The following is a 24095-nucleotide window of genomic DNA, read 5'->3' on the forward strand; positions in this document are numbered from 1 at the left end:
GTTCGCTCCGGCCGCGATTTCCCTCGTCGTCGCTCCTCACTCACTTACTCACGTCATGGAGACACAATGTCGGTTGTCGACCCTCGGAACGACGTTGCCCGTTCCAGTTACACGCGCAGAGGCGTACTCCGTGGCGTGGGTGCCGCCGGACTGACGGTGGCCGCAGGAGGACTGCTCTCGGCTTGTGCGGACGACTCGGAATCGAATGCTTCGGACAAGTCGTCCGGCCCCGTGGCGGGCAGCACGGTCACCTTCGGATCCAACTACTCGGATCCCGCGACCAAGGCGGCCTTCGCCACGCTCACCGAGTCCGCGACGGCGTCGAGCAAGGTGAAAATCAAGATCAACACCGTTGACCACAACTCCTTCCAGCAGAACATCACCAGCTATCTGCAGGGCACACCGGACGACCTCTTCACCTGGTTCGCCGGCTACCGCATGCAGTACTTCGCCGCCCAGGGGCTGGCCGAGCCGATCGACGACGTGTGGGAGAAGATCGGCGGCAACTTCGGTCCCGTCGCGAAGCAGCTCTCCACCGGCCTCGACGGACACCAGTACTTCGTGCCCCTCTACAACTACCCCTGGGTCGTGTTCTACCGGAAGAGCCTGTTCGCGAAGAACGGCTACACCGTCCCGACCACCTGGGACGCGTACCTGACGTTGTGCAAGAAGATGAAGTCCGACGGTCTCATCCCCATCGCGTTCGGGGACAAGGACGGCTGGCCGGCGCTGGGCACGTTCGACATCCTCGACATGCGGATCAACGGCTACGACTACCACGTCAAGCTGATGAAGCACGAGATCCCCTGGACCGATCAGGGCGTGCACAACGTCTTCCAGCACTGGGCCGAGATGATGCCGTACGTACAGAGCGGTGCCAACGGCCGGATCTGGCAGGACGCGGCGAAGACTCTGGAATCCAAGCAGGCCGGAATGATGTTCCAGGGCACCAACCAGGTGGCCGCGCAGTTCGTCAGCGACAAGGCCGACCTGGGCGACCTGGACTTCTTCCCCTTCCCCGCGATCAACCCGAAGTGGGGCCAGGACTACATGGACGCGCCCACCGACGGCTTCATGCTGAGCAAGAAGGCCAAGAACCCCGCAGCGGCCAAGGCCGTTCTGGAGTACATCGGCACGGGCGAGGCCGAGGCCGAGTACCTCAAGACCGATCAGTGGGACGTCGGTCTGGCCAAGGGCCTGTCGGTCCCGACGTACAACGCCATCCAGAAGAAGTCGGTGGACGAGATCGCCAAGTGCAAGGCCGTCGCCCAGTTCATGGACCGAGACGCCGACCCCGCCATGGCCACCGCGATGATCTCCCTCATCCAGAAGTTCATAGGCGACCCCAGCACCAGCGGCATCGCGTCGCTGCAGAAGAGCGCCGAGTCCCAGGCGAAGGCGATCTACACCGGATGAGCACCATGACCCGCACACATCGGGCGCCCGCACCCCCCGGTGCGCCGCCCACCCGGCGGAGGCGAGGCGTCCGGCACCTGGCCCCCCGCGACCGTCTCGTCGCCGCCCTGCTTCTCTTCGTTCCCCTGCTGCTCAGCCTGTCCTTCGTGTGGCTGCCGGCGCTCGGCACCGTGCTGCTGTCTTTCACGCGGTGGAACGGTGTCGGTGACCTTCGTACCGAAGCCTGTGACCCCGCGCTTCCGTCGATCCTCAACAACGGCTGTGTGAACGGCGTCCAGAACTACCACCAAGCCGCCACCAACTATCCGGAGTTCTGGCCCGCGGTCCAGCACAACCTCATCTGGCTGGCCGTCTTCGTCGTGATCGCCACCCCACTCGGGATGTTGTTCGCCGTGGTCATCGACCGTGGCATCAGCGGCAGCCGCATGTACCAGAGCATCCTCTTCCTGCCGGTCATGCTCTCGCTGGCGCTCGTCGGCATCATCTGGGAGTTCATGTACTCGCAGAACTACGGGGTGATCAACACGGTCATCGGGCGCGCCGGCGACGACAACGCCATCGACTGGCTCGGCAACCCGGACCTGAACCTGTGGGCCGTCCTCCTGGAGGCCGCCTGGCGGCAGGCGGGGTACGTGATGGTCCTCTACCTGGCGGGCCTGAAGGCGGTCGACCCGACCCTTCGGGAAGCCGCCAGGATGGACGGCGCCAACGCCTGGCAGACGTTCTGGCAGGTCGTCTTCCCGGCCATGAAGCCGATCAACATCGTCATCATGGTCATCACGGTCATCGAGTCGCTCCGGGCGTTCGACCTCGTCTACATCACCAACAAGGGCATCAACGGCCTGGAGCTGCTGTCGGTCCTGGTCACCGCCAACATCGTCGGTGAGACCCAGCGGGTCGGCTTCGGGTCCGCGCTGGGCGTCGTGCTCCTCCTGATCTCACTGGTGCCGATCGGCCTCTTCCTCCACCAGACCTTCCGCAAGGAGGAAACACCGTGAGCTCCGAGACGCTGCCAGGGACCGCGGCCCCGACGGGCGGGTTGCGTACAGGACGCCCGCGGGGGCAGCTGCTCTCCCAGATCTTCCTCGTCAGCGCGTCCGTCCTGTGGCTGCTGCCGATCCTGTTCGCGCTCTACATCGCGGTACGCCCGTACTCCGACACGCGAAAGCACGGGTACGTCTCGCTCCCGCACGAGCTGACACTGAGCAACTTCGGCGACGCCTGGACCCAGGCGGACATGGGCCGGTTCTTCTGGAACTCGATCCTGATCACGGTGCCGGCGGTCGTCATCGTGCTCCTCCTGGCCTCCGGTGCGGCCTTCGTCCTGACCAGGGTGAACGTCAAGGTCAACGTGGCCCTGCTCATCCTGTTCACAGCCGGGAACCTGCTGCCCCAGCAAGTGATCATCACGCCGTTGTTCCGGATGTACCTGAAGATCCCGCTGCCGTCCTTCCTCGCGGACAGCGGGCTGATGTACAACTCCGCCTTCGGCCTCATCGCGATCAACGTGGCCTTCCAGCTGGGGTTCTGCGTCTTCGTCCTGAGCAACTACATGAAGTCCATCCCGGGTGAGATGTACGAAGCCGCGCTTGTGGACGGGACCAGCCTGTGGACCCGATTCTGGCGACTCACGGTTCCCCTGTGCCGGCCTGCCCTGGCCGCGCTGGCCACCTTGCTGACGACCTGGATCTACAACGACTTCTTCTGGGCCATCACGCTGATGTCGTCCGGTGACAAACGCCCGGTCACTTCCGCGCTGGCCAACCTCCAGGGGCAGTTCGTGAGCAACCAGAACCTCATCGCGGCCGGCGCCATGATCGCGGCGGTCCCGACCCTGGTGGTCTACGTCCTGCTGCAGAAGCAGTTCATCGCAGGGCTCTCCCTCGGATCGAGCAAGGGGTGAGCAGGGAGCGCAAGGGGGAGCGGGTGAGCCGGGACGAGCGGCTTGTGTGATCCCGCTGCCGTATTCACTGAGTAGCCAACGTGTCGGCCGAGAGGTACCGCCGCCCCCTCAAGGGCGGCGGTACCTCTCGGGGCAGGAGTCAGGTGCCCCGGCGGTTCAGCAGCCACCACGACGTCACCAGGTCCTCGGTGCGACGGAGGTCCAGCCCGGTGAGCTGCTGGAAGCGATTCACCCGGTACCGCACGGTGTTCGGGTGCACGGCGAGTCGGCGGGCGACCTCCCGCACGTCCTGGTCGCAGTCGAGATACGCACGGGCGGTCTCCTCGATCTCACCGCTCGAACGCCCTGCGGCGTCGAGCGCGGCCAGGTGACGTGTGGCGAGGCCCTCGGCGATGCGCGCGTCGGAGAGGACGAGCGGACGCGGCCCGAGGTCTGACAGGCGCACGACGCCCGACATGGCGAATCGCCGTGCGGTCTCCAGCGCCAGCACCGCGTCGTCGAACCCGGTCGCGAGCTGATCGAGGGGGAGCGGCGGGCCGGCGGCGACCAGGTGGCACGCGACGGCTTCGGGCGCTCTGGGTGCGATGAACCCGAGGACCGCGCCGACCTGGGCGAGCAGGAGCCGGTCGGCGGGTACGCGGACCGCCGAGGCGATGGCGCGGCGGACCGCGTCGGCGTCGTCGGCTGACGCGGCCCGCGCGGCCAGTGCCACGTAGTCGGTCTGGGGGGCGAGCCCGAAGAGAGGGGCGTCGCTGTTGATCCGTTCGGCGGGAAGCGTCCCACTGAGCACGCCACCCGCGTAGGCCGAGCGGCGTTCGGCGTCGAAGTGCGCGCGTTCCAGCGCGAGGTCGTGCTGGACCCTGGCAAACACCGAGGACGCCTCGTTGGCGAACTCCCAGGTGCTGTCGTGAACGGCGAGCAGGAAGTCGGGGGACAGACCCACTTCGGCCGCGACCTCGTCCACCAGGGCGAGCATCTCCCGGGATCCCAACTGGTAGCCGATGGCGAGCGCGTCCAGCGGAAGTCCCCGGGCGGCGCGCTCGACCGCGTACTCACCGAGCATGTCGCGGAGAGCCGCGTCGGGGACGCGCAGAGAGGAGAGCTCCGAGACGAGGATGTCCATGAACCGTCGGGCGGACGACCGGACCTCGTCGTCCGAGAGCACCGCGTAAGCCGGGACGTGCGTCCGGACGAGGGTCAGGTACCGGTCCGCGAAGACGTCACCCAGCGAGCGCAGCCGCGTCACGGCCGCGACCACCCCGGTGCGTGTCGGCTCATCGAGGGTGGCGAGGTCCGGCATCCGCCGAAGGACGGGCCAGGCCGTGGGCGTCTCGTGCTCCATGGCGGAGAGCCTATACGCGGAGTTTGTTCGCGGGAACAAAAATGTCACGACGATGCTATTCAGTTCTCCGTAGTCCGTGAGGCGTTGCGCGGCGACACTGTGGCGAAGCTCGTGGTGACCTTGTTCCGGCTGCCATGTCGAGCACTCTTCAACGGCGAAGGGATCTCTCCGTGGCACGTCCCCTCATGAAGCCCTCGGGCCGCGCGTCCGCATCGCGTTCGCCGGCGGGTTATGTACTCGGGCTGCTGTTCGTCGGCAACCTGCTCAACTTCTACGACCGGGCGCTGCCCTCCGTCGTGCTGGAGCCGATCAAGGACGAGTTCGCCCTCGACGACACACAGGTCGGCATCCTGTCCTCGGCGTTCGTACTCGTCGCCGCACTGGCGGGCATTCCCCTCGGCCGCCTGGCCGATCGGGTCCCGCGCCCGGCGGTCGCGGGCTGGGGGCTCTTCGTGTGGAGCGCCTTCACGGCGGCCGGCGGACTGCTGACCAGCTTCTGGGGGTTCTTCGCCTCGCGCGTCGGTGTGGGCATCGGCGAGTCCAGCTACGCGCCGGCGACAGGATCGCTGCTCTCGGACCTGTATCCGAGCGAACGCCGCTCCAGAGCTCATTCCCTGTTCATGCTCGGCTTCCCGATCGGCACTCTGCTCGCCTTCCTCACCGCCGGTGGACTCACCGTCGCGTTCGACAGCTGGCGGGCGCCGTTCCTCATCGCGTCGGTGCCCGGCATCGTCGTCGCCCTCCTCGTGCTGCGAATCCGCGAGCCCGAGCGCGGCGCCGCCGACCCGGCGCGCGTCGCGGGCCCCGCCCCGCGCGAGGGCCGCAAGGAATCTCTCCGCGCACTGATGAAGGTGCGTTCCATGTACGGCATGCTCATCGCTTTCGCCGGGTACAACTTCGCGGCCTACGCGATCGGGACCTTCCTCACTCCGGTGCTGCAGCGCTCCTACGGCCTCTCCCTCGTCGACGCCGGCGTGGTCGGCGGCGTCGTCGTCGGGGTCACCGGACTCGTCGGCCTGCTCGCGGGGGGACGGGTGCTCGACCGGGCTGCCAGGAGGTCACCCGAGGCCCGCGTCCGGGTGGCGGCCGTCAGCCTCGCCGGTGCCGCGGTGTTCTCGTTCGTCGGCCTCGCCGCAGGCCGGGAAGCGCTGTGGCAGCTGGTGGTCTTCCTGAGCCTGGGCTACCTCCTCGGCATCGTCTACCTGGCGGCGGCCGTCCCGGTGGTGGCCGATGTCATCCGGCCCGAACGGCGGTCGGGCGCACTCGGTCTGCTGTTCGCCGTCGGCTACCTGCTCGGAGGTGCCGGCGGACCCGTCTTCGTCGGAGTCCTCTCCGACCACCTGGCCGCAGGCTCCGCTTCGGCGGTGGAGGCATCCGCACACGGACTGCGCGCGGCGATGACGATCACCGTCCCGCTCGCCTTCGCGGTCGCCGCCGTCGGCATGTTCCTCGCCTCGCGACACGTCCGGGCAGACCGCCACTCGATCTTCTCCAAGGAGGCCACAGCATGACCCACGTGGACACCACCACGACGGCCGACGAGGAAGGGAAGACCCCCGCGGTCCAGCACGTGCGGGTCCTCATCGTCGGCAGCGGATTCTCCGGAATAGGACTGGGGCGCGCCCTGAAGGAGTCGCGGTTCACCGACTTCCTGATCCTCGAACGATTGACCGACGCCGGGGGAGTCTGGCACTCGAACAGCTACCCCGGCTGCAGGTGCGACGTACCGTCCCACCTGTACTCCTTCTCCTTCGCCCCGAATCCGGACTGGTCCTCGACGTACTCCCCGCAGCCGGAAATCCAGGCGTACCTGGCACGGTGCCTCGACCGCTTCGGACTGCGCCCGCACCTGCGCACGGGGATCGAGGTCGAAGAGGCCCGGTGGGACGAGGCCGAGCAGCTCTGGCACATCCATACGAGTGCGGGGCCCTGGACGGCGCAGGTACTCGTCAGCGCGGTGGGCCCCCTGACCGAACCCAAGCTCCCCGAGGTGCCCGGCATCGACCGCTTCCAGGGGAAGATCATGCATTCCGCGCGCTGGGACCACGACCACGACCTCGCCGGTGAGCGTGTGGCGTCGATCGGGACGGGCGCCTCCGCGATCCAGTACGTCCCCGAGATAGCTGACCGGGTCGACACCCTGTACGTGTTCCAGCGCAGCGCCCCGTGGATCACGCCGCACGACGGCCGGGCGATCACCGACGCCGAACGTGAGCGGTTCCGGGCCCGGCCGCGGCGCCAGCGGGCCGAGCGCGCCAAGGTGTACGTCGCCAAGGAGCTCCTGGTGCTGGGCTTCGCCAAGCGGCCGAAGCTCATGGGCATGATCGAACGCCTGGCGCGTCACCACCTGGAGCGTCAGGTGAAGGACCCGTCCCTGCGCCGGGCGCTCACCCCCGATTTCACCCTCGGCTGCAAACGTGTCGTCCCTTCGAACGCCTGGTATCCCGCCCTTCAGAAGCCGAACGTCGAGCTCGTACCGCGGGCACTGCGCGAGATTCGCGAGCACAGTGTGATCGACGCGGACGGTGTCGAGCGGGAGGTCGACACCATCGTCTTCGGAACCGGCTTCCACGTCACCGACATCCCTTTCGCCGACAAGGTACGCGGCCGCGACGGCGAGCTGATGAACGCCGCGTGGGCAGGGTCACCGCGCGCGTACCTCGGTGTGTCCGTTCCCGGCTTCCCCAACTTCTTCATGTTCCTCGGGCCCAACTCCGGTCTGGGGCACAGCTCGATGGTCTACATGATCGAGGCGCAGGCCGAGCACGTGAAGAACGCGGTCCGGGCACTGGACGTCTCCGGTTCGACCTCCATCGAGGTGGACCGGCGGGCACACGACACGTACAACGACGACCTCGACCGAAAGCTGGCGAAGTCGGTGTGGGAACTCGGCGGCTGCCGGACGTTCTACCAGGACGCCAACGGGCGCAACGCCACCATCTATCCCGACTGGACCTTCCGGTTCCGTCGCCAGGCGGTCCGGTGGAAGCCGGAGGCCTACCACCTTGCCGCAGGGCCACGCGCCACGGACCAGCAGGCGGCAGTGACCATGGACGCCTCATGAGGGCCGCGAGTCTCACCCAGGGACGGCTGGAAGTCGTCGATCTGCCGGTGCCGCGCCCCGGGGCCGGCCAGCTGCTGCTCGAGGTCAAGCGGTGCGGGATCTGCGGTTCGGATCTCCATTGCCGTCTGCACGCCGACCAGTTGGCCGACGTGCTCGACCTGTGCGGATACCCCCGCTACGTCCGCTCCGACCAGACCGTGGTGCTCGGCCACGAGATCTTCGGCGAGGTCGTCGACCACGGACCGTGGAGCGTGGGCGCCATCAAGGCCGGCACACCGGTCGTCAGCATCCCGCTGGTGAGACGGGGACGGCAGGTCGACGGAGTCGGACTGTCCACGTTCGCCCCGGGTGGGTACGCCGAGCACGTCGTCGTGCAGGAGGCGTTGACCCTTCCCGTTCCGAATGGGCTTCCCGCCGACCTCGCCGTGCTCACCGAGCCCATGGCGGTGGCGTGGCACGCGGTGAACCGTGGCGAGGTGACCCGCAAGGACGTCGCGATCGTCCTCGGCTGCGGTCCGGTGGGCCTCGCGGTCATCTCCGTCCTCAAAGCCAGGGGCGTCGGCACCGTCATCGCCGGCGACTACTCCGCGGGCCGCCGGTCGCTCGCCGGGAAGTGCGGTGCCGACGTCGTGGTCGACCCCGCGGTCGAGTCGCCCTGGGAGAGTGCCTCGGCCGGGCACGGCTTCATGACCACCATGCCCGACGAGTACAACGCGGGAATCGACGCGGTCGAAGGCCTGGCCCGACTGCCCGTGCCCTGGTGGACGGCGTGGCGCGCACTGGAAGCGGTCGGCCGGACCCGCCCGCACCGCCCGGTCGTGTTCGAGTGCGTCGGGGTACCCGGTGTGGTCGACGGCATCCTGGCCGGCGCGCCGCTGCACTCGCGCGTCGTCGTCGTCGGGGTCTGCATGGGGCCCGACACGTTCAGGCCCTCCCTGGCCGTGAACAAGGAACTCGACCTGCGGTTCGTCGTCGGGTACACGCCACTGGAGTTCCGGGACGCCCTGCACGCCCTCGCCGACGGCACTCTGGACGCCTCCCACCTCGTCACCGGCCGTGTGGGACTGGGCGGCGTCGCGGCGGCGTTCACGACCCTCGCCGAGCCAGAGGTTCACGCCAAGATCCTCATCGACCCCTCACTCGACGCCGACCGGATTCTTCCGCAGTGACGTGCGTACCCCCTTGACACGTTCGGGTCACGACGGTCTTATGTGGGTGTTCTTGTTCGTCCTTGTTGAATTGTGCGCCAAAATTCACTCCAGGAGCCGCATATGTTGCACGAACAGCACAGTTTAAGACAACGCATAGCGGCTTCGGCCGCTTCACTGACGTTGGCTGCCGGCGGTCTGACCGGCGCGGCCGTCGTGACAGCAGGAGTCACGGCCGGTACGCAGATCGCCGCCGTAGCCTCCGCACCGGAGGCCGCGGCGCTGGAGAACGGCCTGGCCCGGACGCCTCCGATGGGCTTCAACAACTGGAACACCACAGGCTGCGGAGCGCAGTTCAACGAGGCGATGATCAAGGGCATCGCCGACATCTTCGTCGAGAAGGGGCTCAAGGACGCCGGCTACGCATACGTCAATCTCGACGACTGCTGGGCGTTGCCCTCGCGGAACGCCGCAGGCAACCTGGTCCCCGACCCGGTGCGCTTCCCGAACGGCATCAAGGCCGTCGCGGACTACGTGCACTCCAAGGGGCTGAAGTTCGGCCTGTACTCCAGTGCGGGCACCAAGACCTGTGCGGACGAGGGATTTCCGGGCGGCCTCGGGCACGAGAAGCAGGACGCCCAGCAGTGGGCCTCCTGGGGTGTCGACTACCTGAAGTACGACAACTGCAACAACACCGGCGCCGACGCGCGGACCCGGTACAAGACGATGGGCGACGCACTCGCCGCCACGGGCCGCCCGATCCTCTACAGCATCTGCGAGTGGGGCTCCAACTCACCCTGGAACTGGGCGCCGGCCATCGGAAACGCCTGGCGCACCACCGGTGACATCAACGACACCTGGTCGAAGATGCTCGAGAACACCCATGAGAACCAGCCCCGGGCGCAGTACGCCGAACCCGGTGCATGGAACGACCCGGACATGCTGGAAGTCGGCAACGGTGGCATGACCGACACCGAGTACCGCACCCACTTCAGCCTGTGGGCGCAGATGGCCGCACCTCTGCTCATCGGCAGCGACATCCGCACCGCGAGCGAGGCGACGCTGAGCATCCTGGAGAACCGCGACGTCATCGCCGTCGATCAGGACCCCCTGGGCAAGCAGGGCACCGTCGTCTCCTCCTCCGGCGGACGCGTCGTGATGACCAAGCAGCTGGCCAACGGCGACCGCTCGGTCACCCTCACCAACGAGAGCAGCTCCACCGCCACCGTCAGCACCACGGCCGCCGCGGTCGGGCTGCCTGGCGTGGCTTCGTACAAGCTCTCCAACCTGTGGTCGAAGGCGGTGTCGTCGACGAGCGGCACGATCAGTGCGTCGGTGCCCGCCCACGGCACGGTGATGTACCGGGTCTCGGTCGGCACCGGCAGCAGTATCGGTACGACCCACCCGCTGATCAGCGCCTCCTCCCAGCGCTGCCTCGACGCGGAGGGCGCCGCGACGGAGCCCGGGACCAAGATCGAGATCTGGGACTGCAACGGCCGCCCCAACCAGGCCGTGACGCTCACCGCCGCCGGTGAGCTGCGCCTCTACAACGGCACGCAGTGCGTCGACGTCCACGAGAAGGGGACTACCCGGGGCACCGCGGTCCAGCTGTGGACGTGCAACGGCGGGGCCAACCAGCAGTGGAAGCTCAGCCCCGACGGGACCATCACCGGTGTCCAGTCGGGACTGTGCCTCGACGTCACAGGCGGCGACAAGCCGGCAGGCAACGTCAACGGCACCGCGCTGGAGCTGTGGACCTGTAACGGGGGCGCCAACCAGCAATGGATCCTGGGCTGATCCGCCGTGCCCCCACGGAAGCGGACAGCTGAGGCCGATGTGTGACCGCTCCAAGATGACAGCTCAGTAGGTGCACTGGAGGTCGGCGCCCGCCCGGCACGGGGCTCCGGTGCACCTCATGCATCCATGGAATACTGCGATCACCCGCCCTACGAACGCGTCCGACGTGCGGTTTCCGAGTAACGACCAGAAATGGCGCATGCTGTTTCGTCGGTGGTCGGTCCTCGCCGGTGCACTCGGCGGTGTACTGCAAGCGCAGCGGCACGCACATGCCCCGGTGTGATCTGGGCGGCTGTGTGCGCGGAAGGCCGCGCTGCCCGCATCGGGCTTGAGACGTCCGGTGCGGGCCGCTTCGCCCGGTTGGCGGAACGGTCAGTGCTGTGTAGCAGGGTCTCCCCCTGTCCGAAGGCTGGTGTTGTGCTCGTGGATCAGCCGCAGTGCCTCGTCACGGTCCCGTCGGTCGAGGGCGTCGACCAGGTCGCGGTGCAGTTCGTGCCGGTGCGCGATGTACTCGCCCAAGGGTTGGTCGCTGGTGGGGAGCACCGTCAGCGTGTGGCTCTCGATCAGGTCGAGCAGATGAGTGTACAGCGAGCTGAGCAGCGGATTCGGGCTGATCGCGGCGATGGCGGCGTGCAGGCGCCAGTTGGCGTGGACGAAGGCGACGGGATCCGCGGCGCCCACGGCGTGCTCCATGGCGGTGATGTGACGACGCAGTGCCGCGACGTCGGCGGGGGAGGCGTGCCAGAGGGCGTCCTCGATCAGCAGTGGGTCCAGGGCGTCGCGGATGCGTACGGCGTCGGCGACGTCGTTCGCCTGGGCGTCCAGCGCCAGGACGGAGTTGCCGAGGCGGACCATCGGGGACTGCTCGGCGCTGAACAGCCCGCCACCCGGACCGGGCTTCACGGTGACCAGGCCGCGAGCCTGCAGCAGGCGCAGCGCCTCGTTGAACGTGCCCACGGACACTCCGCACAGGGTGCGAAGGTGCTCCTTGGTGCCCAGGCGAGAGCCGGGCGGCACGCTCTCGATCAGTCCCGCGACCTTCTCGGCGGCCTTCTCGGCACGTCCGGAGGACGTCTGCCGCGGTGAGACGCCGAGGCTTCGGCCGCCGGAGGGGGCGGCTTCCGGCGGGTTGTGCCGTGGGGCTCGGTCGGGGGTGGTGCTCACGTCTTCTCCTAAGCCGTCATATTCATCATGCTCATTTTTCCCGAACCTCTTGACGCTCGGGTCAACCACACGCAACATCAAGGTAATCATCATGCTGAATTGCTGATGGGGGAGCAAGACCCCGTTGTCGCCGACGGGCCGTCCTTGCGATTCCCTCGGCAGTCGAGCGGCCACCCCCGCCGAAGCGGCTTCGGGTGGTCCGCCCCCTTCCCCAGTCCGGGAGACACATCATGCGCATCGCCAACCTCTCCGGTCGTCTGGCCCTCCTTGTCGACGGCTGCGCCGTGGACGTCGAAAAGGCCAGTGCCGGCCGCTTCTCCGCCGACCCGCAGGCCGTCTACGAGCACTGGGAGGAGTTCCGTTCCTGGGCCGCCGCCGCGGACCTGCCCGGAGGAGAACCGTTCGAGCCGGCCGGGCTGGGTTCCCCGGCACCGGCGCCGCGGCAGACGCTGGCGATCGGCCTGAACTACCGGGACCACGCTTCCGAGTCCGGATTCGCCGCTCCCGAGGGTCTGCCGCCGGTCTTCACCAAGTTCGTCACCAGCATCAGCGGGCCAGTCACGCAGGTGAAGCTCCCGACGGACGGCAACACCGACTGGGAGGTCGAGCTGGTCGCCGTCATCGGCCGCCGCGCCGAGGGCGTCTCCGAGGCCGACGCCTGGAACCACGTTGCCGGTCTCGCGGTCGGGCAGGACATCTCCGAGCGCGTGACGCAACTGGCGGGGCCGGCGCCCCAGTTCAGCGTCGGCAAGTCCTACCCCGGCTTCGCTCCCATAGGGCCGTGGCTGGTCACGCCGGACGAGTTCGACGACCCCGACGACCTCGAACTGCGTTGCGCGGTCAACGGCGAAGAGGTCCAGAAGGGCCGTACGCGCGACCTCATCTTCTCCGTGCCCGCCCTGATCGCGGGACTGTCCGCAGTCCTGCCACTCCTGCCCGGAGACGTCATCTTCACAGGCACCCCGGCCGGCGTCGGTCTCGGCCGCGACCCACAGCGCTTCCTCGCCGCCGGCGACGAACTCGTCAGCGCCGTCGAGGGCATCGGCGAGCTGCGTCAGACCTTCATCGCCTGAGCCGGACGGAACCGACGGACGAAGGAGTCGAGGAATTCCCATGGCACTGCACCGTCTGACCTCCATCACCGTGGGGGTCCCCAATGTCGCCGAGACCGCCGCCTACTACACCGACTTCGGTCTCACCCCGGACGGGGAGGGCTGGTTCACAACCCGGGACGCCGGACGCCAACTCCGTATCGTCCAGGCACCGGCCCGCCGCCTGGTGGAGGTCCGTGTCGGCGTCGACACGCCGGACGACCTCGCGGCGGCCGCCTCCCGCCTGCAGCGGCTAGGAATCGAGAGTACGGTCGACGCCGGGACGCTGACCGCGTACGACGGGGCCACCGCCGTACGCGCCGTCCTGGAAGTCGCCCCCCGCCTGGTCCAGAACCCGGTGGCGGCCCCCGTCCACAACGGCCCCGGCCGGATCGAGCGCACCGGATCCCGTGCGCCCGGCATCCTGCGCACCGCGCGGGTGCAGCCACGCAAGCTGGGCCACGCCGTCGTCGGCACCACCGACTTCGACGCCACGACCGCGTTCTTCCGGGACGGCCTCGGCTTCAAGGCCTCCGACTACATCAAGGACCACGGGGCGTTCCTGCGCTGCTCGACCGATCACCACAACATCCTGGTTCTGGCGGCGCCGGTGGCCTTCCTGCACCACTCCTCGTGGCAGGTCGACGACATCGACGAGGTCGGCCGTGGCGCCACCGCGATGCTGGAGGACCACCCCGAGCGGCACATCTGGGGTCTGGGACGCCACCACGCGGGATCCAACTTCTTCTGGTACCTCAAGGACCCGGCCGGCAACTTCAGTGAGTACTACTCCGACATGGACTGCATCGTCGACGACCAGCTGTGGACGCCGGAGGTCCTGGAGGGCGCCAAGGGCCTCTTCAACTGGGGGCCGCCGCCCCCGCCCTCCTTCCTCGCCCCCGAGGATCTCGCCGCCCTGATGACCGGCACCCACAGTGAGTCGAGGTAGAGCCGTGAGCAGCAATTCTTCGAAGGCGCACGACAGGACTCCGAAGGTGCACGATGTCGCGATCGTCGGCTTCGGGCCCGTAGGCCAGATGCTGGCCCTGTTGCTGGGCCGGGCCGGGCACGACGTCATCGCCCTGGAGCGCTGGCCCGACCCCTACCCCCTGCCACGCGCCGCGCACTTCGACCACGAGATCGGCCGCATCTTCCAGGCCGGGGGAGTCGGAGAGGCGGTGCGCGCGGTCACCGACCCGGTGCCCGACCACTACGAGTGGCGCAACGCGGCCGGTGAGCCCCTGGTACGCATGGACGGGTCCGGCACCGGCCCCTCCGGCTGGCCCACCGCCAACTTCTTCAGCCAGCCCCAGCTCGAGGCCGTCCTCGCCGAAGCCGCGGAAGGCCAGGCCACGGTCACCGTACGCCGTGGCTGCGAAGTCACCGGCCTCCGACCCGGCCCCGAATCCGTCCGGTTGACCACCGGCGACGCCGACGACGGTGAGATCCACGCCCGTTACGTCATCGGCGCCGACGGGGCCAACAGCTTCGTCCGCACCACCATGACCACCTCCGTCACCGACCTCGGCTTCTTCTACGACTGGCTGGTCGTCGACACGCTCCCGCACGACCACACCGAGTGGTCGCCGAAGAACTGGCAGCTGTGCGACCCCGAGCGGCCCACCACGATCGTCTCCGGCGGTCCGGGCCGGCGCCGTTGGGAGTTCATGCGGCTGCCGCACGAGAACGTCGAGGAACTCACGACGCCGGAGGCGGCCTGGCGCCTGCTGGAGCCCTGGGGACGTACCCCGCAGAACACCACCATCGAACGGCACGCGGTCTACACCTTCCAGGCCCGCTGGGTCGACCGCTGGCGCGAGGGGCGGCTCATCCTGGCCGGTGACGCCGCCCACCAGATGCCGCCCTTCGCCGGGCAGGGCATGTGCTCCGGACTGCGCGACGCCATCAACCTGGCCTGGAAACTCGACCTCGTCCTCGACGGCCGTGCCGATCCCGCACTGCTGGACACCTACACCTCCGAGCGCAGCGAGCACGTCCAGCACGCCATCGGCATGTCCATGGCCCTCGGTCAGGTCATCTGCGTACTCGATCCCGATGCCGCCGCCTCCCGGGACGCCCGCATGATCGCCGCGGGCGCCGACCCGCGCCACGCCCTGCCACCCACCCCGCCCCCCGTTCTGGGCGACGGCGTCCTCAAGCGTGCTCCTGACGGCACTCGTGCCCCGGACGTCGGTCACCTCACCCCGCAGTACGAGGTCACCCGTCAGGGCCGCACCGCACTGCTGGACGACCTCACCGGCGGCGGGTTCACGATCCTGGCCGACGGGACCGGGCCGCTCGACCTCCTGGACGCGACCGACCACGATTTCCTCGCAGGCATCGGCGCGCACCTCGTGCCGCTGTACGAGGACAGCGCCCCGCCCGAGGGCTACCTCGACGCCCCCGACGGCTACCTGCCCCACATGCGTGGGCACGGACACGTCGCCGCCCTGGTCCGGCCCGACTTCTACCTGTTCGGCGCCGCCACCGAGGCGTCGGGACTACGCGAGCTGGTCGGCCAGCTGCGCGAGCAGCTGCGTGACCCCGTCGCGACCGACGGGCGGGCCTCGGTACCCGAACCGCTCACAGCCGCCGGCGAGCGATAGCCACCCGCGTCTTGGCGCCGGGCAGACACCCGGCGCCGGCGGAAGCAGCGTCCCGCGAAAAGAGGGCGAGAGGACTTCACCGACCACGGCGCCGGACTTCCGCACAGTCCGTGCGCCGTCGTGCCCCGGTGCCACCAGCCGGGAGCACCGCCCGGCGTCCGGGCCTGTCGCCGCTGCCACACGGCCCGGACGCCCCCGGCGCGCGCCCCTGGCGTACGCCGCCCCATCCGAAACGCACCTCGCGAAGATCCTGAAGGACGTCCATGGACAAGACATCCCCCTCCGCGGCCGCGGCCGTGGCCTTCATCGGCGACGGCGCCTCCCTGGCCGTCGGAGGTTTCGGCCTGTGCGGAATCCCGAGCACCCTTATCGCGGCTCTGTACGCGCAGGGCGCCGACGGGCTGCGGGTGGTCTCCAACAACTGCGGCACCGACGACCATGGCCTCGGCATGCTGCTGAGCGCCGGACGCATCGCCCGGGTCACCGGCTCCTACGTCGGCGAGAACAAGGAGTTCGCCCGCCGGTACCTCGGCGGTGAGCTGGAAGTGGAGCTCGTCCCCCAGGGGACCCTCGCCGAACGCCTGCGTGCCGGCGGTTGCGGCATCCCCGCCTTCTACACCCCCGCGGGCGTGGGCACGCCGCTCGCCGACGGCGGTATCCCCTGGCGCCACGACCCCGACGGCAGTGTCGCCGTCGCCTCACCGGCCAAGGAGATCCGTACCTTCAACGGCCGTGACTACGTCCTGGAGGAAGCCATCACCTGCGACTACGCCCTGGTGCGGGCGGCCCGAGGGGACCGGCACGGCAACCTCGTCTTCGACAAGTCCGCCCGCAACTTCAACCCCCTGGCCGCCATGGCCGGCCGCGTCACGATCGCCGAGGTCGAGGAACTCGTCGAACCGGGCGCCCTCGGCCCGGACGAGATCCACCTCCCCGGCGTGTTCGTCCAGAGCGTGGTCGCCCTCACCGTCGAGCAGGCGGCAGACAAGCAGATCGAACGACGTACGATCTCCGCGCCCGCAGCACGAGGGGTGGTGTCCGTCTGATGTCCTGGACAAGGAACGAGATGGCCGCCAGGGCGGCAGCGGAACTTGGCGACGGAGATTACGTCAACCTCGGCATCGGACTGCCCACCCTCGTACCCGGCTTCGTGCCCGAGGGCGTGCAGGTGGTCCTCCAGTCGGAGAACGGCATCCTGGGCACCGGCCCCTACCCGGCCGACGACGCGGTGGACCCGGACCTGATCAACGCGGGCAAGGAGACCGTGACGGTGCTGCCGGGCGCGAGCTTCTTCGACTCCGCGCTCTCCTTCGGCATGATCCGCGGTGGTCACATCGACACCGCGATCCTCGGCGCCATGCAGGTCTCCGCCCAGGGTGATCTCGCCAACTGGATGATCCCCGGCAAGATGGTCAAGGGCATGGGCGGCGCGATGGACCTCGTCCACGGAGCCCGCCGCGTCATCGTTCTCATGGAGCACACCGCGAGGGACGGCAGTCCGAAGATCGTCCCGGAATGCACTCTTCCACTGACCGGGCGCTCCTGTGTCCACCGGATCATCACCGACCTCGCCGTCCTGGACATCACCGGCGGCGGGCTCGTCCTGGTGGAGACAGCCCCCGGTGTCACCCCGGAGCAGGTCGTGGTCGCCACCGCGGCGCCCGTACACCTCTCCGAGGGCGCACCGACGCGGTGAACCCACTTTCGCCGGCCCCGTGATCCCGGACAGCCACCGGGTCGGCGGAACCGACCGGCGGGTCCGAAGGACCCGCCGGCGGCCTTCACCCACGGCTCCGGCGGTCGCGCACGCCACGAGCACGGGCACATCTCATGGCCTTCGAGGCGGGCGTCGACTTCGTCACCCACATCTCCCTGGACCGGCCGCCGGACGCCGCGGAGAGCGCGCGCACGGCGGCTCAGGGCCAGGTCTGCACTCCCACCCTCACCATGATGGAGGGCACGGCGACGGTGCGGGGCGTCGCACCCGCCCACGGCAACGCCGTGCGGAGCGTGACCCGGTCCACGCCGACACCGACGCCCAGCCGTGGGGGCGCCCTTCAGGTCGGGACGGCGCGAGCATCCACCGCGAACTCGTACCCCTGGTCGCGGCCGGCCTCACCCCGGCCGAGCGCGGCGCACGGCCACCGTCCTGCCCGCCCGGCATTTCCGTCTCGACGACCGGGGCCCGGTCGCCGCGGGCTCCGCGCGGGCCTGCTCCTGGTGGACGGGTCCGCCTGGCCGACGTCGGGGCCACCTGCGCCCTGCGCCACGTCTGATGCGCGGGCGTCGAGCAGGTCCCGGTCGCCCGACGACCGGGACCCGATCCGCTCCCCGGTGGTCAGGCCGAAAGCGGGTAGGTGCCGTGGTCGGCGAGGCGCTCGTAGGCACGACGCACCGCCGGCACCAGGCGGGCGGCGGACTCCGGGTCGGTGTGTTCGGCCCGGAGCCGCAGTATGTTCCCGTTGCGCCGGTCCGCGGGGACGTCGTCGCCACGAGCCGTGATGAGCGCGTGGAAGTGCGGATGGTTCTCGCCGAAGACCAGCAGATACGTCGCGGGCGCGCCGGTCGCCTCGGTGACCGCCGCGACCAGGTCGCGTGCGCGGCGGGCGAACGTGGCCAGCTCGGCCTCGTCGAGCCCGGTGATGCGCTCGGCGTGTCGACGGACCCGCAGGACGAACCAGCCGGGTACGTCATAACCGGGGACCACTTCCCCCGACCAAAGAGGGTCACGGAAAACGACGGCGCCGTCTTCGGTCTGTTCCAGGCCGCACATGAAGCAGTCGGCGTGGTGGCTGGAGGTGCTCAAGGATTCCCCTAGACGGTGGGTACGGGCGGACGGCCGGGCGGGGCGACCGGCCTCGGGCCGCCTGGTGGCGGCGCGCCGGCGGAGTACCGGTCTCGTCCCGGCGCCCCCTGGTCCGACGTCTTGGCCCCGCTCCTCGCTCAGACTGCTCCGGTGAGGACCAGCATCGGATCTGGCATGTCGCTCTTCAGCGCCCATGACCGGTGGACCAACTCCTCGACGGCCGCTCCGCCGTGGCGGGCGGCGAACATGGCCTCGGGGTCGAAGGCGGGACCGACGGCGTCGGCGCTGTACTCCGGTCCATTCATGTAACCGGTGGCCTCGTGCGGGTCGGCGAAGTTGTCGATCTGCATCTCCACGAAGCTGCCGTCCGGGTCCTGGTAGTACATGGACGTGGTGACACCGTGGGCGATACACACCGCCGGAGTGACCCCCTTGTCGCGCAGTAGCTCGTAGCGGGCGAGGAGGTCGTCGAGGTGGTCGAAGGTGTAGGCGATGTGGTGGGCCGCCGCCGTCATGGGAGACTTGCGCTCCAGTGGGACCGGCGGTGTGAGCAGGGCGACGCGATGGTGCTCCTCGTCGTAGGTGATGAAGCACAGGCTGTCGTTCTGGAACACCACGTGTCCGTCGAGAACGGCGCAGTACCAGTCCCGCATGGCGGTGGGGTTACTGGTCTGGAACACGACGTGCGCGAACTTCGGTGTGGCAGTCATCCGATCCTCCTCGATCGAATTTGCGGGCGTCCACCCGGAGTGGCCTTTCACCGGCCGGCCGGCCGACAGGCCGGTGGCCCTGGGGCAAATTGTCCGGGGGTGCGCCCGCGCTCTCAGTATCCGACGGTTCATGCGGGTAGGTTCGTGCGACCTCGTGGGTACGCGGCCGCCGGAGGTGTCAGGTCTGTGCGACGAAGCGCTGGCGCAGTTCGCCGATGCCCTCGATGACGCTGACCAGTTCGTCTCCAGGAGCGAGCCAGCGCTGCGGGTCACGGCCCAGGCCGACACCGGCCGGGGTTCCGGTGAACACGAGGTCACCGGGCAGCAGCGGGATCACCGAGGACAGACGGGCGAGCAGCTCTGGTACGGAGAAGATCAGGTCACTGGTGCGACTCTTCTGGACCTCCTCGCCGTTCACGGTGCAGCGCAGCCCCAGGTCGTCGGGGTCGTTGAACGCGTCGGGTGTGACCACCCACGGTCCGATGGGGGCGAAGCCCGGGAAGGACTTGCCGAGGCTGAACTGCGGGGAAGGACCTTCGAGTTGTGTGATGCGCTCGGAGATGTCCTGGCCGACGGTCAGCCCTGCGACGTGGTCCCAGGCGGCCTCGGGGGAGACATGGTGGGCGCGGGTGCCGATGACGACGACGAGTTCGATCTCCCAGTCGGTGTGACCGCCGGGCGGGAGGGTTACCTCGGTGACGGGCCCGGTGATGCTGGTGGCGAACTTGGTGAAGACCGGCGGCATGGTGTCGGGCACGGCGAATCCGGACTCGGCGGCGTGGTCGCGGTAGTTCAGGCCGGCGGCGACGATCTGCCGCGGGGCAGGCACGGGGGCGCCCAGACGGGCGGGGTCCACATCGCTGCCTTCGGGCAGGCGTGCCTGCGCCGCCCACTGACGGAACTCCTCCCAACGCTCGTAGACGGCCTGTGGGTCCGCGGTGAAGCGGCCACCGCTGGTCTCCTCGACGTCGACGGCGCGACCGTCGGCGACGAGGACCAAGCGGCCGGAGAGGTTGGCGATGCGCACGGAGCTGCTCCTGTATTCCTCGAGTGGTGGCCCGTGGCCGGGCCGGTGGCCGGTACCGGATGGCTGATCTTGCTGGGGACGCCGGGGCAGTGCCCTGCACCTCGTAGGTGACTGCGGGCGTTGTGATCACGCGTCTATGGACTATGGCGGGGTTTCGCCAGCACCGCCGGAGCGGATTGGCATCGGCGAGGCCGCCGGCACCGATCATTCCGGTGAAGTGCTCGATGACTGCGATACGCAACACAGAGTATTCCGCTATATGTGATAACAGCAAGAGGTTGGGTGCTGACTTTCCAGTTGAACGACGGTGGGGTCTCAGGTGTCCGTGTCGTCGCTCGCATCAGCATCGGCTGTCTCGCCTGCGGGAGCTGCGCTCGGACGGAGGTACGGCCCGGCCGACCCGCCCGCCGACGGCATGGAGGCGAGGGGTGGTGGTCAGGGGGGAGCAGCGCTGGGGCACGTTCTGGGCGCCGGACCAGACCCGGCGCACTCCGCTGAGGACGTTCATGAGTGCCTCGATTCATCACTCGGCCCACACGCGAAGGACACGCGGCCCGGACATCGGGGCGACCAGTCGCAAGGCGGGGAACGGGGGAGGAGGGCAGGACGGCCTCTGCCGCCGTCTGCGGACACGTCGCCGGCTCACCGGCGGACCGCCGGGACACCCGACGCGGACGTGTCTGGTGCTGTGTGGCGGAACTGTAGAGCGCCGTAGTGTCCATCGCAATGGGCGACGCCATGGAGGGCAGCCCACGGTCCGGCTTCAAGCCTTGGGATCGCAAGGGCGTACGGCTACGGGACCGGCTGCTTCCTTCGCGGGTCGTACGGCCGTTCCGGCCCAGGCGCCGAGGTCGGACGATGATTCCGCAGAGGTCAGAGTGCGGTGACCTGTCAGGGCCCGGCGGTGCGAGGGCGACGATCAGCGTGCGGCGGTTCGGCGAAGCAGCGGAGCGAGCCGGTAGCCGACCAGCTCTCGCATGACGAGTGCCGTACTGGTGCGTTCCACCCCGGGGATGTCGAGGATCTGGCCGGCCACGCGGTACAGGTCCTCGGCGTCGGTCGCCACCACATGGACCAGCAGGTCGGTGTCACCGGACAGTCCGTGCACCTGGAGAACCTCGGGGATCGCCGCGAGCGCGTGCGCGACCTGGTCCAGCCTGCGCTGTGCCACCTGGGTGGTCACGAACGCGGTGAGTGGGTAGCCGAGGGCCGCGGGGTCGACGCACCGCTCGAAGGCGTCCACGACACCCGTGCGGTCCAGTGCGGCCAGACGCGCATGGACGGTGTTGCGGCTCAACCCGCTCGCCTCGGCGAGCGCCACCGTGGTGGCTCGGGGTTGGGCGGCGAGCGCCAGGAGCAGGCGCGCGTCGGTGGGGTCGATCCGCTCGGAGCTGGGCACGATGCGCACCTTCCGGGGCTGAGAGGGTGGGTGATTGGGCATTCTGCGTAATTTCCTCGCGGGTTCTTGTGCACCATCCTGACCTGGTGGTCTTCTCGTCTCCAACGATCCCGCCCCTGGCAGCACGCCGCCGACCGTGATCCGCTCGTGAGCCGGCCCGACGCGCGCCGGGGCACACCCGGTGCGCTCTTCACGCCGCCGTGGTACGTCCCAAGTCACAGCCGGTCGCACGTCTGCGAACCGGATGTGCCGAGCGAGGAGACCGTTTCGCCATGACCACCGCACCAGCCGCCCCCCGGCGGACCACGACCGCTGCCCTCGACGTGCTGCACGAGATCGAGGATCGCGTGCTGTGGCTTTCCAGCGCGATCGTGCACCACGCCAACCGGGTGCGCCCCAACCCGTCGGGGCTCAAGGTCGGCGGTCATCAGGCATCGTGCGCCTCGATGGTGTCGATCATGACGGCCCTGTGGTTCCGTCATCTGCGTCCCGAGGACAGGGTCTCGGTCAAGCCGCACGCCTCCCCGGTCCTGCACGCCATCAATCACCTGCTCGGCGAACTGGACGCCTCCTACCTGTCCACGCTGCGCGCCTTCGGCGGTCTCCAGAGCTACCCGAGCCGGTCCAAGGACCCCGACCCGGTCGACTACTCCACCGGGTCGGTGGGCATCGGGGCCACGGCGACGATTTGGGGTGCCATGGCGCGCCGCTACGCGGACAGGAGCGCGGGCGGTGGTTTCGCCGGCCGGCAGTACGCGCTGGTGGGAGACGCGGAGCTGGACGAGGGCGCGGTGTGGGAGGCGGTGCTGGACCCGCAGGTCGCCGAACTCGGCGAACTGGTCTGGATCGTCGACCTCAACCGGCAGTCCCTCGACCGCGTCGTGCCGAACATCGCTGCCGGCCGCCTGCACGGAATGTTCGCCGCGGCCGGGTGGCAGGTGATCACCCTCAAGTGCGGCATGCTCCTGGAGGAGCTGTGCGCGCGCCCCGGCGGCCACGCACTGCGGGCCCGCATCGACGACATGTCCAACCCGGAGTACCAGCGTCTGCTGCGCTGCTCCGCCGGTGAACTGCGTGACCGGCTGCCCGGCACCGGCCCCGAAGCCCCGGTGATCACCGAACTGCTCGCGGAGACCGACGACGCCACCCTGATGGAGGCGGTCCGCAATCTGGGCGGTCACGACCTGTCCGCCCTCGACACCGCGCTGTCCGAGGTGGACGACCGCCGGCCCACGGTGATCTTCGCTTACACCGTCAAGGGCCACGGACTGCCCACCCAGGGGCACCCGCAGAACCACTCCTCTCTGCTGACGGACGAGCAGATGCGGGAGCTGGCCGACGAGTTGCGCGCCGATCTCGACCACCCCTGGGAAGGTTTCGCGGCGGACACGGCGGCGGCCCGTCTCTGCGAGGAAACGGCGGCGAGGCTGCGCCGGGACGCCGTTCCCGAGGCGCGGATCCCGGAGATTCCGACGGACATCGGCCGTACCCCGACGGGCGTGGCGACGACCCAGGCCGCCCTGGGCCGGGTGCTGCTCGACCTGACGCGCAGTGCGCCCGAAGCTGCGCGCCGGGTGGTGACGGTCAGCCCCGACGTCAGCTCGTCGACCAACCTGGGCGGCTGGGTCAACAAAGTCGGAGTCTGGTCGCCCACCGAGCGCGTGGACTGGTTCGCCGACGACGCGGAGACCATCCTGCACTGGCGGGAGCGGCCGACCGGCCAGCACATCGAACTGGGTATCGCCGAGACCAACCTGGTCGGCCTCCTCGGAGAGCTCGGAGCGACCTGGAGCCGCTGGGGCGAGCCACTGCTGCCCATCGGCGTGCTGTACGACCCCTTCGTGCAACGCGCCCTGGAACCCTGGTCCTTCGGTATCTACGCCGGCGGCCGGTCGATCCTCGTCGGGACCCCCTCCGGCGTGACCCTCGCGCCCGAAGGCGGTGCCCACCAGTCCATCACCACACCGTCCCTCGGTATCGAGCAGCCCGGCTGCACGACCTGGGAGCCGGCGTTCGCCCTCGATACGGAATGGGCGCTGCTGGCCGCCCTCTCCGGCCTCGGCGGGCCCGACGGCGGCTCCGCCTACCTGCGACTGTCCACCCGCCCCGTCGACCAGAGCCTCGCTCGGGTCCCCACCGATCCTGCAGCCCGGGAACGCCGTCGCCGGCAGGTCGTCGCCGGCGCCTACACCCTGCGTCGGCAGGACGGTGCCCAGGTCACCATCGCGGCCATGGGCGCCATGGTGACCGAGGCCCTGGCCGCGGCGGACCGTCTCCAGAACCTCGGCGTCCTGGCCGACGTCGTCTGCGTGACGAGCCCGGGACTGCTCTACCGGGCACTCGACGCCCGTGCCGGGCATGGTGAGGCGCCGGACTGGATCCTCGATCATGTCTTCCCCGCGCAGCGGGCCACGCCTCTGGTCACCGTTCTGGACGGTCACCCCCACACCCTCGCCTTCCTTTCCACCATCCACCGAGTGCCGATCCGAAGGCTGGGCGTCACGCGCTTCGGCCAGTCGGGCTCCCTGGACGAGGTCTACCGCTACCACGGGATCGACACCGACAGCATCGTCGGCGCCGCGCTCGACCTCACCGAGTGACGTGCAGTGCCGTACAGGGCCG

Annotated in this window: 19 protein-coding genes; 13 read left to right on the forward strand and 6 right to left on the reverse strand. The window is 69.3% G+C overall.

Annotated features, from left to right (window positions below; genetic code table 11):
* The first annotated feature begins 156 nt into the window (after window positions 1–156).
* The 3 genes from OG488_RS35295 to OG488_RS35305 are packed head-to-tail and all read left to right on the forward strand — an operon-like array spanning window position 157 to window position 3319.
* Window positions 157–1416: an ABC transporter substrate-binding protein gene (locus OG488_RS35295; protein WP_329239231.1), complete on the forward strand. Its 1260-nt coding sequence runs from the start codon at window positions 157–159 to the stop codon at window positions 1414–1416.
* A complete protein-coding gene (locus OG488_RS35300; protein ID WP_329236726.1) occupies window positions 1413–2414 on the forward strand; it encodes a carbohydrate ABC transporter permease in 1002 nt (333 codons plus the stop codon). The genes OG488_RS35295 and OG488_RS35300 overlap by 4 nt, the downstream gene beginning before the upstream one ends.
* Window positions 2411–3319 carry a carbohydrate ABC transporter permease gene (locus OG488_RS35305; protein WP_329236728.1) on the forward strand — a complete coding sequence of 303 codons (909 nt, stop codon included), beginning with the start codon at window positions 2411–2413 and terminating at the stop codon, window positions 3317–3319. Before OG488_RS35300 ends, OG488_RS35305 begins: the two co-directional genes overlap by 4 nt.
* A 139-nt stretch (window positions 3320–3458) precedes the next feature.
* Here the strand turns inward: OG488_RS35305 and OG488_RS35310 are convergent, their stop codons facing one another.
* Entirely contained in the window at window positions 3459–4661 is a 1203-nt protein-coding gene (locus OG488_RS35310; protein ID WP_329236730.1) for a PucR family transcriptional regulator, read from the reverse strand.
* Window positions 4662–4831: 170 nt separating this feature from the next.
* On the opposite strand from OG488_RS35310, the gene OG488_RS35315 reads away from it, so the two are divergent.
* From OG488_RS35315 to OG488_RS35330, 4 genes are all read left to right on the forward strand, one after another.
* A complete protein-coding gene (locus OG488_RS35315) occupies window positions 4832–6172 on the forward strand; it encodes a spinster family MFS transporter (protein ID WP_329236732.1) in 1341 nt (446 codons plus the stop codon).
* Window positions 6169–7725: a flavin-containing monooxygenase gene (locus OG488_RS35320; RefSeq protein WP_329236734.1), complete on the forward strand. Its 1557-nt coding sequence runs from the start codon at window positions 6169–6171 to the stop codon at window positions 7723–7725. The genes OG488_RS35315 and OG488_RS35320 overlap by 4 nt, the downstream gene beginning before the upstream one ends.
* Window positions 7722–8894 carry a zinc-binding dehydrogenase gene (locus OG488_RS35325; protein WP_329236736.1) on the forward strand — a complete coding sequence of 391 codons (1173 nt, stop codon included), beginning with the start codon at window positions 7722–7724 and terminating at the stop codon, window positions 8892–8894. The genes OG488_RS35320 and OG488_RS35325 overlap by 4 nt, the downstream gene beginning before the upstream one ends.
* A 102-nt stretch (window positions 8895–8996) precedes the next feature.
* Window positions 8997–10670 carry a glycoside hydrolase family 27 protein gene (locus tag OG488_RS35330; protein WP_329236738.1) on the forward strand — a complete coding sequence of 558 codons (1674 nt, stop codon included), beginning with the start codon at window positions 8997–8999 and terminating at the stop codon, window positions 10668–10670.
* Window positions 10671–11042: 372 nt separating this feature from the next.
* On the opposite strand, the gene OG488_RS35335 is transcribed toward OG488_RS35330, so the two are convergent.
* Window positions 11043–11834 (reverse strand): FadR/GntR family transcriptional regulator, encoded by a 792-nt coding sequence (locus tag OG488_RS35335; protein WP_329236740.1) that lies wholly within the window; start codon window positions 11832–11834, stop codon window positions 11043–11045.
* Between the two features lie 230 nt (window positions 11835–12064).
* On the opposite strand from OG488_RS35335, the gene OG488_RS35340 reads away from it, so the two are divergent.
* The 5 genes from OG488_RS35340 to OG488_RS35360 all read left to right on the forward strand — a co-directional run bounded on the left by OG488_RS35340 (window position 12065) and on the right by OG488_RS35360 (window position 17227).
* Window positions 12065–12907: a fumarylacetoacetate hydrolase family protein gene (locus OG488_RS35340; protein ID WP_329236742.1), complete on the forward strand. Its 843-nt coding sequence runs from the start codon at window positions 12065–12067 to the stop codon at window positions 12905–12907.
* Between the two features lie 40 nt (window positions 12908–12947).
* On the forward strand, window positions 12948–13874 hold the full coding sequence (locus OG488_RS35345) for a VOC family protein (protein WP_329236744.1): 927 nt from the start codon (window positions 12948–12950) through the stop codon (window positions 13872–13874).
* A 4-nt stretch (window positions 13875–13878) separates the two neighbouring features.
* Window positions 13879–15531: a bifunctional 3-(3-hydroxy-phenyl)propionate/3-hydroxycinnamic acid hydroxylase MhpA gene (gene mhpA, locus OG488_RS35350; protein ID WP_329236746.1), complete on the forward strand. Its 1653-nt coding sequence runs from the start codon at window positions 13879–13881 to the stop codon at window positions 15529–15531.
* A gap of 263 nt (window positions 15532–15794) precedes the next feature.
* Window positions 15795–16577, forward strand: a complete 783-nt coding sequence (locus tag OG488_RS35355) for a CoA transferase subunit A (RefSeq protein WP_329236748.1) — start codon at window positions 15795–15797, stop codon at window positions 16575–16577.
* Window positions 16577–17227, forward strand: a complete 651-nt coding sequence (locus OG488_RS35360; protein ID WP_329236750.1) for a CoA transferase subunit B — start codon at window positions 16577–16579, stop codon at window positions 17225–17227. The genes OG488_RS35355 and OG488_RS35360 overlap by 1 nt, the downstream gene beginning before the upstream one ends.
* 642 nt (window positions 17228–17869) lie before the next feature.
* Here OG488_RS35360 and OG488_RS35365 read toward each other — a convergent pair.
* The 4 genes from OG488_RS35365 to OG488_RS35380 form a co-directional block, all read right to left on the reverse strand.
* Entirely contained in the window at window positions 17870–18337 is a 468-nt protein-coding gene (locus tag OG488_RS35365; protein WP_329236752.1) for a hypothetical protein, read from the reverse strand.
* A 137-nt stretch (window positions 18338–18474) separates the two neighbouring features.
* Window positions 18475–19047, reverse strand: coding sequence for a VOC family protein (locus OG488_RS35370; protein ID WP_329236754.1), 573 nt, complete (start codon window positions 19045–19047; stop codon window positions 18475–18477).
* A 178-nt stretch (window positions 19048–19225) separates the two neighbouring features.
* Window positions 19226–20074 (reverse strand): fumarylacetoacetate hydrolase family protein, encoded by an 849-nt coding sequence (locus tag OG488_RS35375; protein WP_329236756.1) that lies wholly within the window; start codon window positions 20072–20074, stop codon window positions 19226–19228.
* 919 nt (window positions 20075–20993) lie between these two features.
* Window positions 20994–21473, reverse strand: a complete 480-nt coding sequence (locus OG488_RS35380) for an Lrp/AsnC family transcriptional regulator (protein WP_329236757.1) — start codon at window positions 21471–21473, stop codon at window positions 20994–20996.
* 272 nt (window positions 21474–21745) lie between these two features.
* Here OG488_RS35380 and OG488_RS35385 point away from each other — a divergent pair, with 272 nt between their 5' ends.
* On the forward strand, window positions 21746–24073 hold the full coding sequence (locus OG488_RS35385) for a transketolase-like TK C-terminal-containing protein (protein ID WP_329236760.1): 2328 nt from the start codon (window positions 21746–21748) through the stop codon (window positions 24071–24073).
* The last annotated feature ends 22 nt before the right edge of the window (window positions 24074–24095 follow it).

It is taken from the genome of Streptomyces sp. NBC_01460 (assembly GCF_036227405.1).
Taxonomy (GTDB): domain Bacteria; phylum Actinomycetota; class Actinomycetes; order Streptomycetales; family Streptomycetaceae; genus Streptomyces.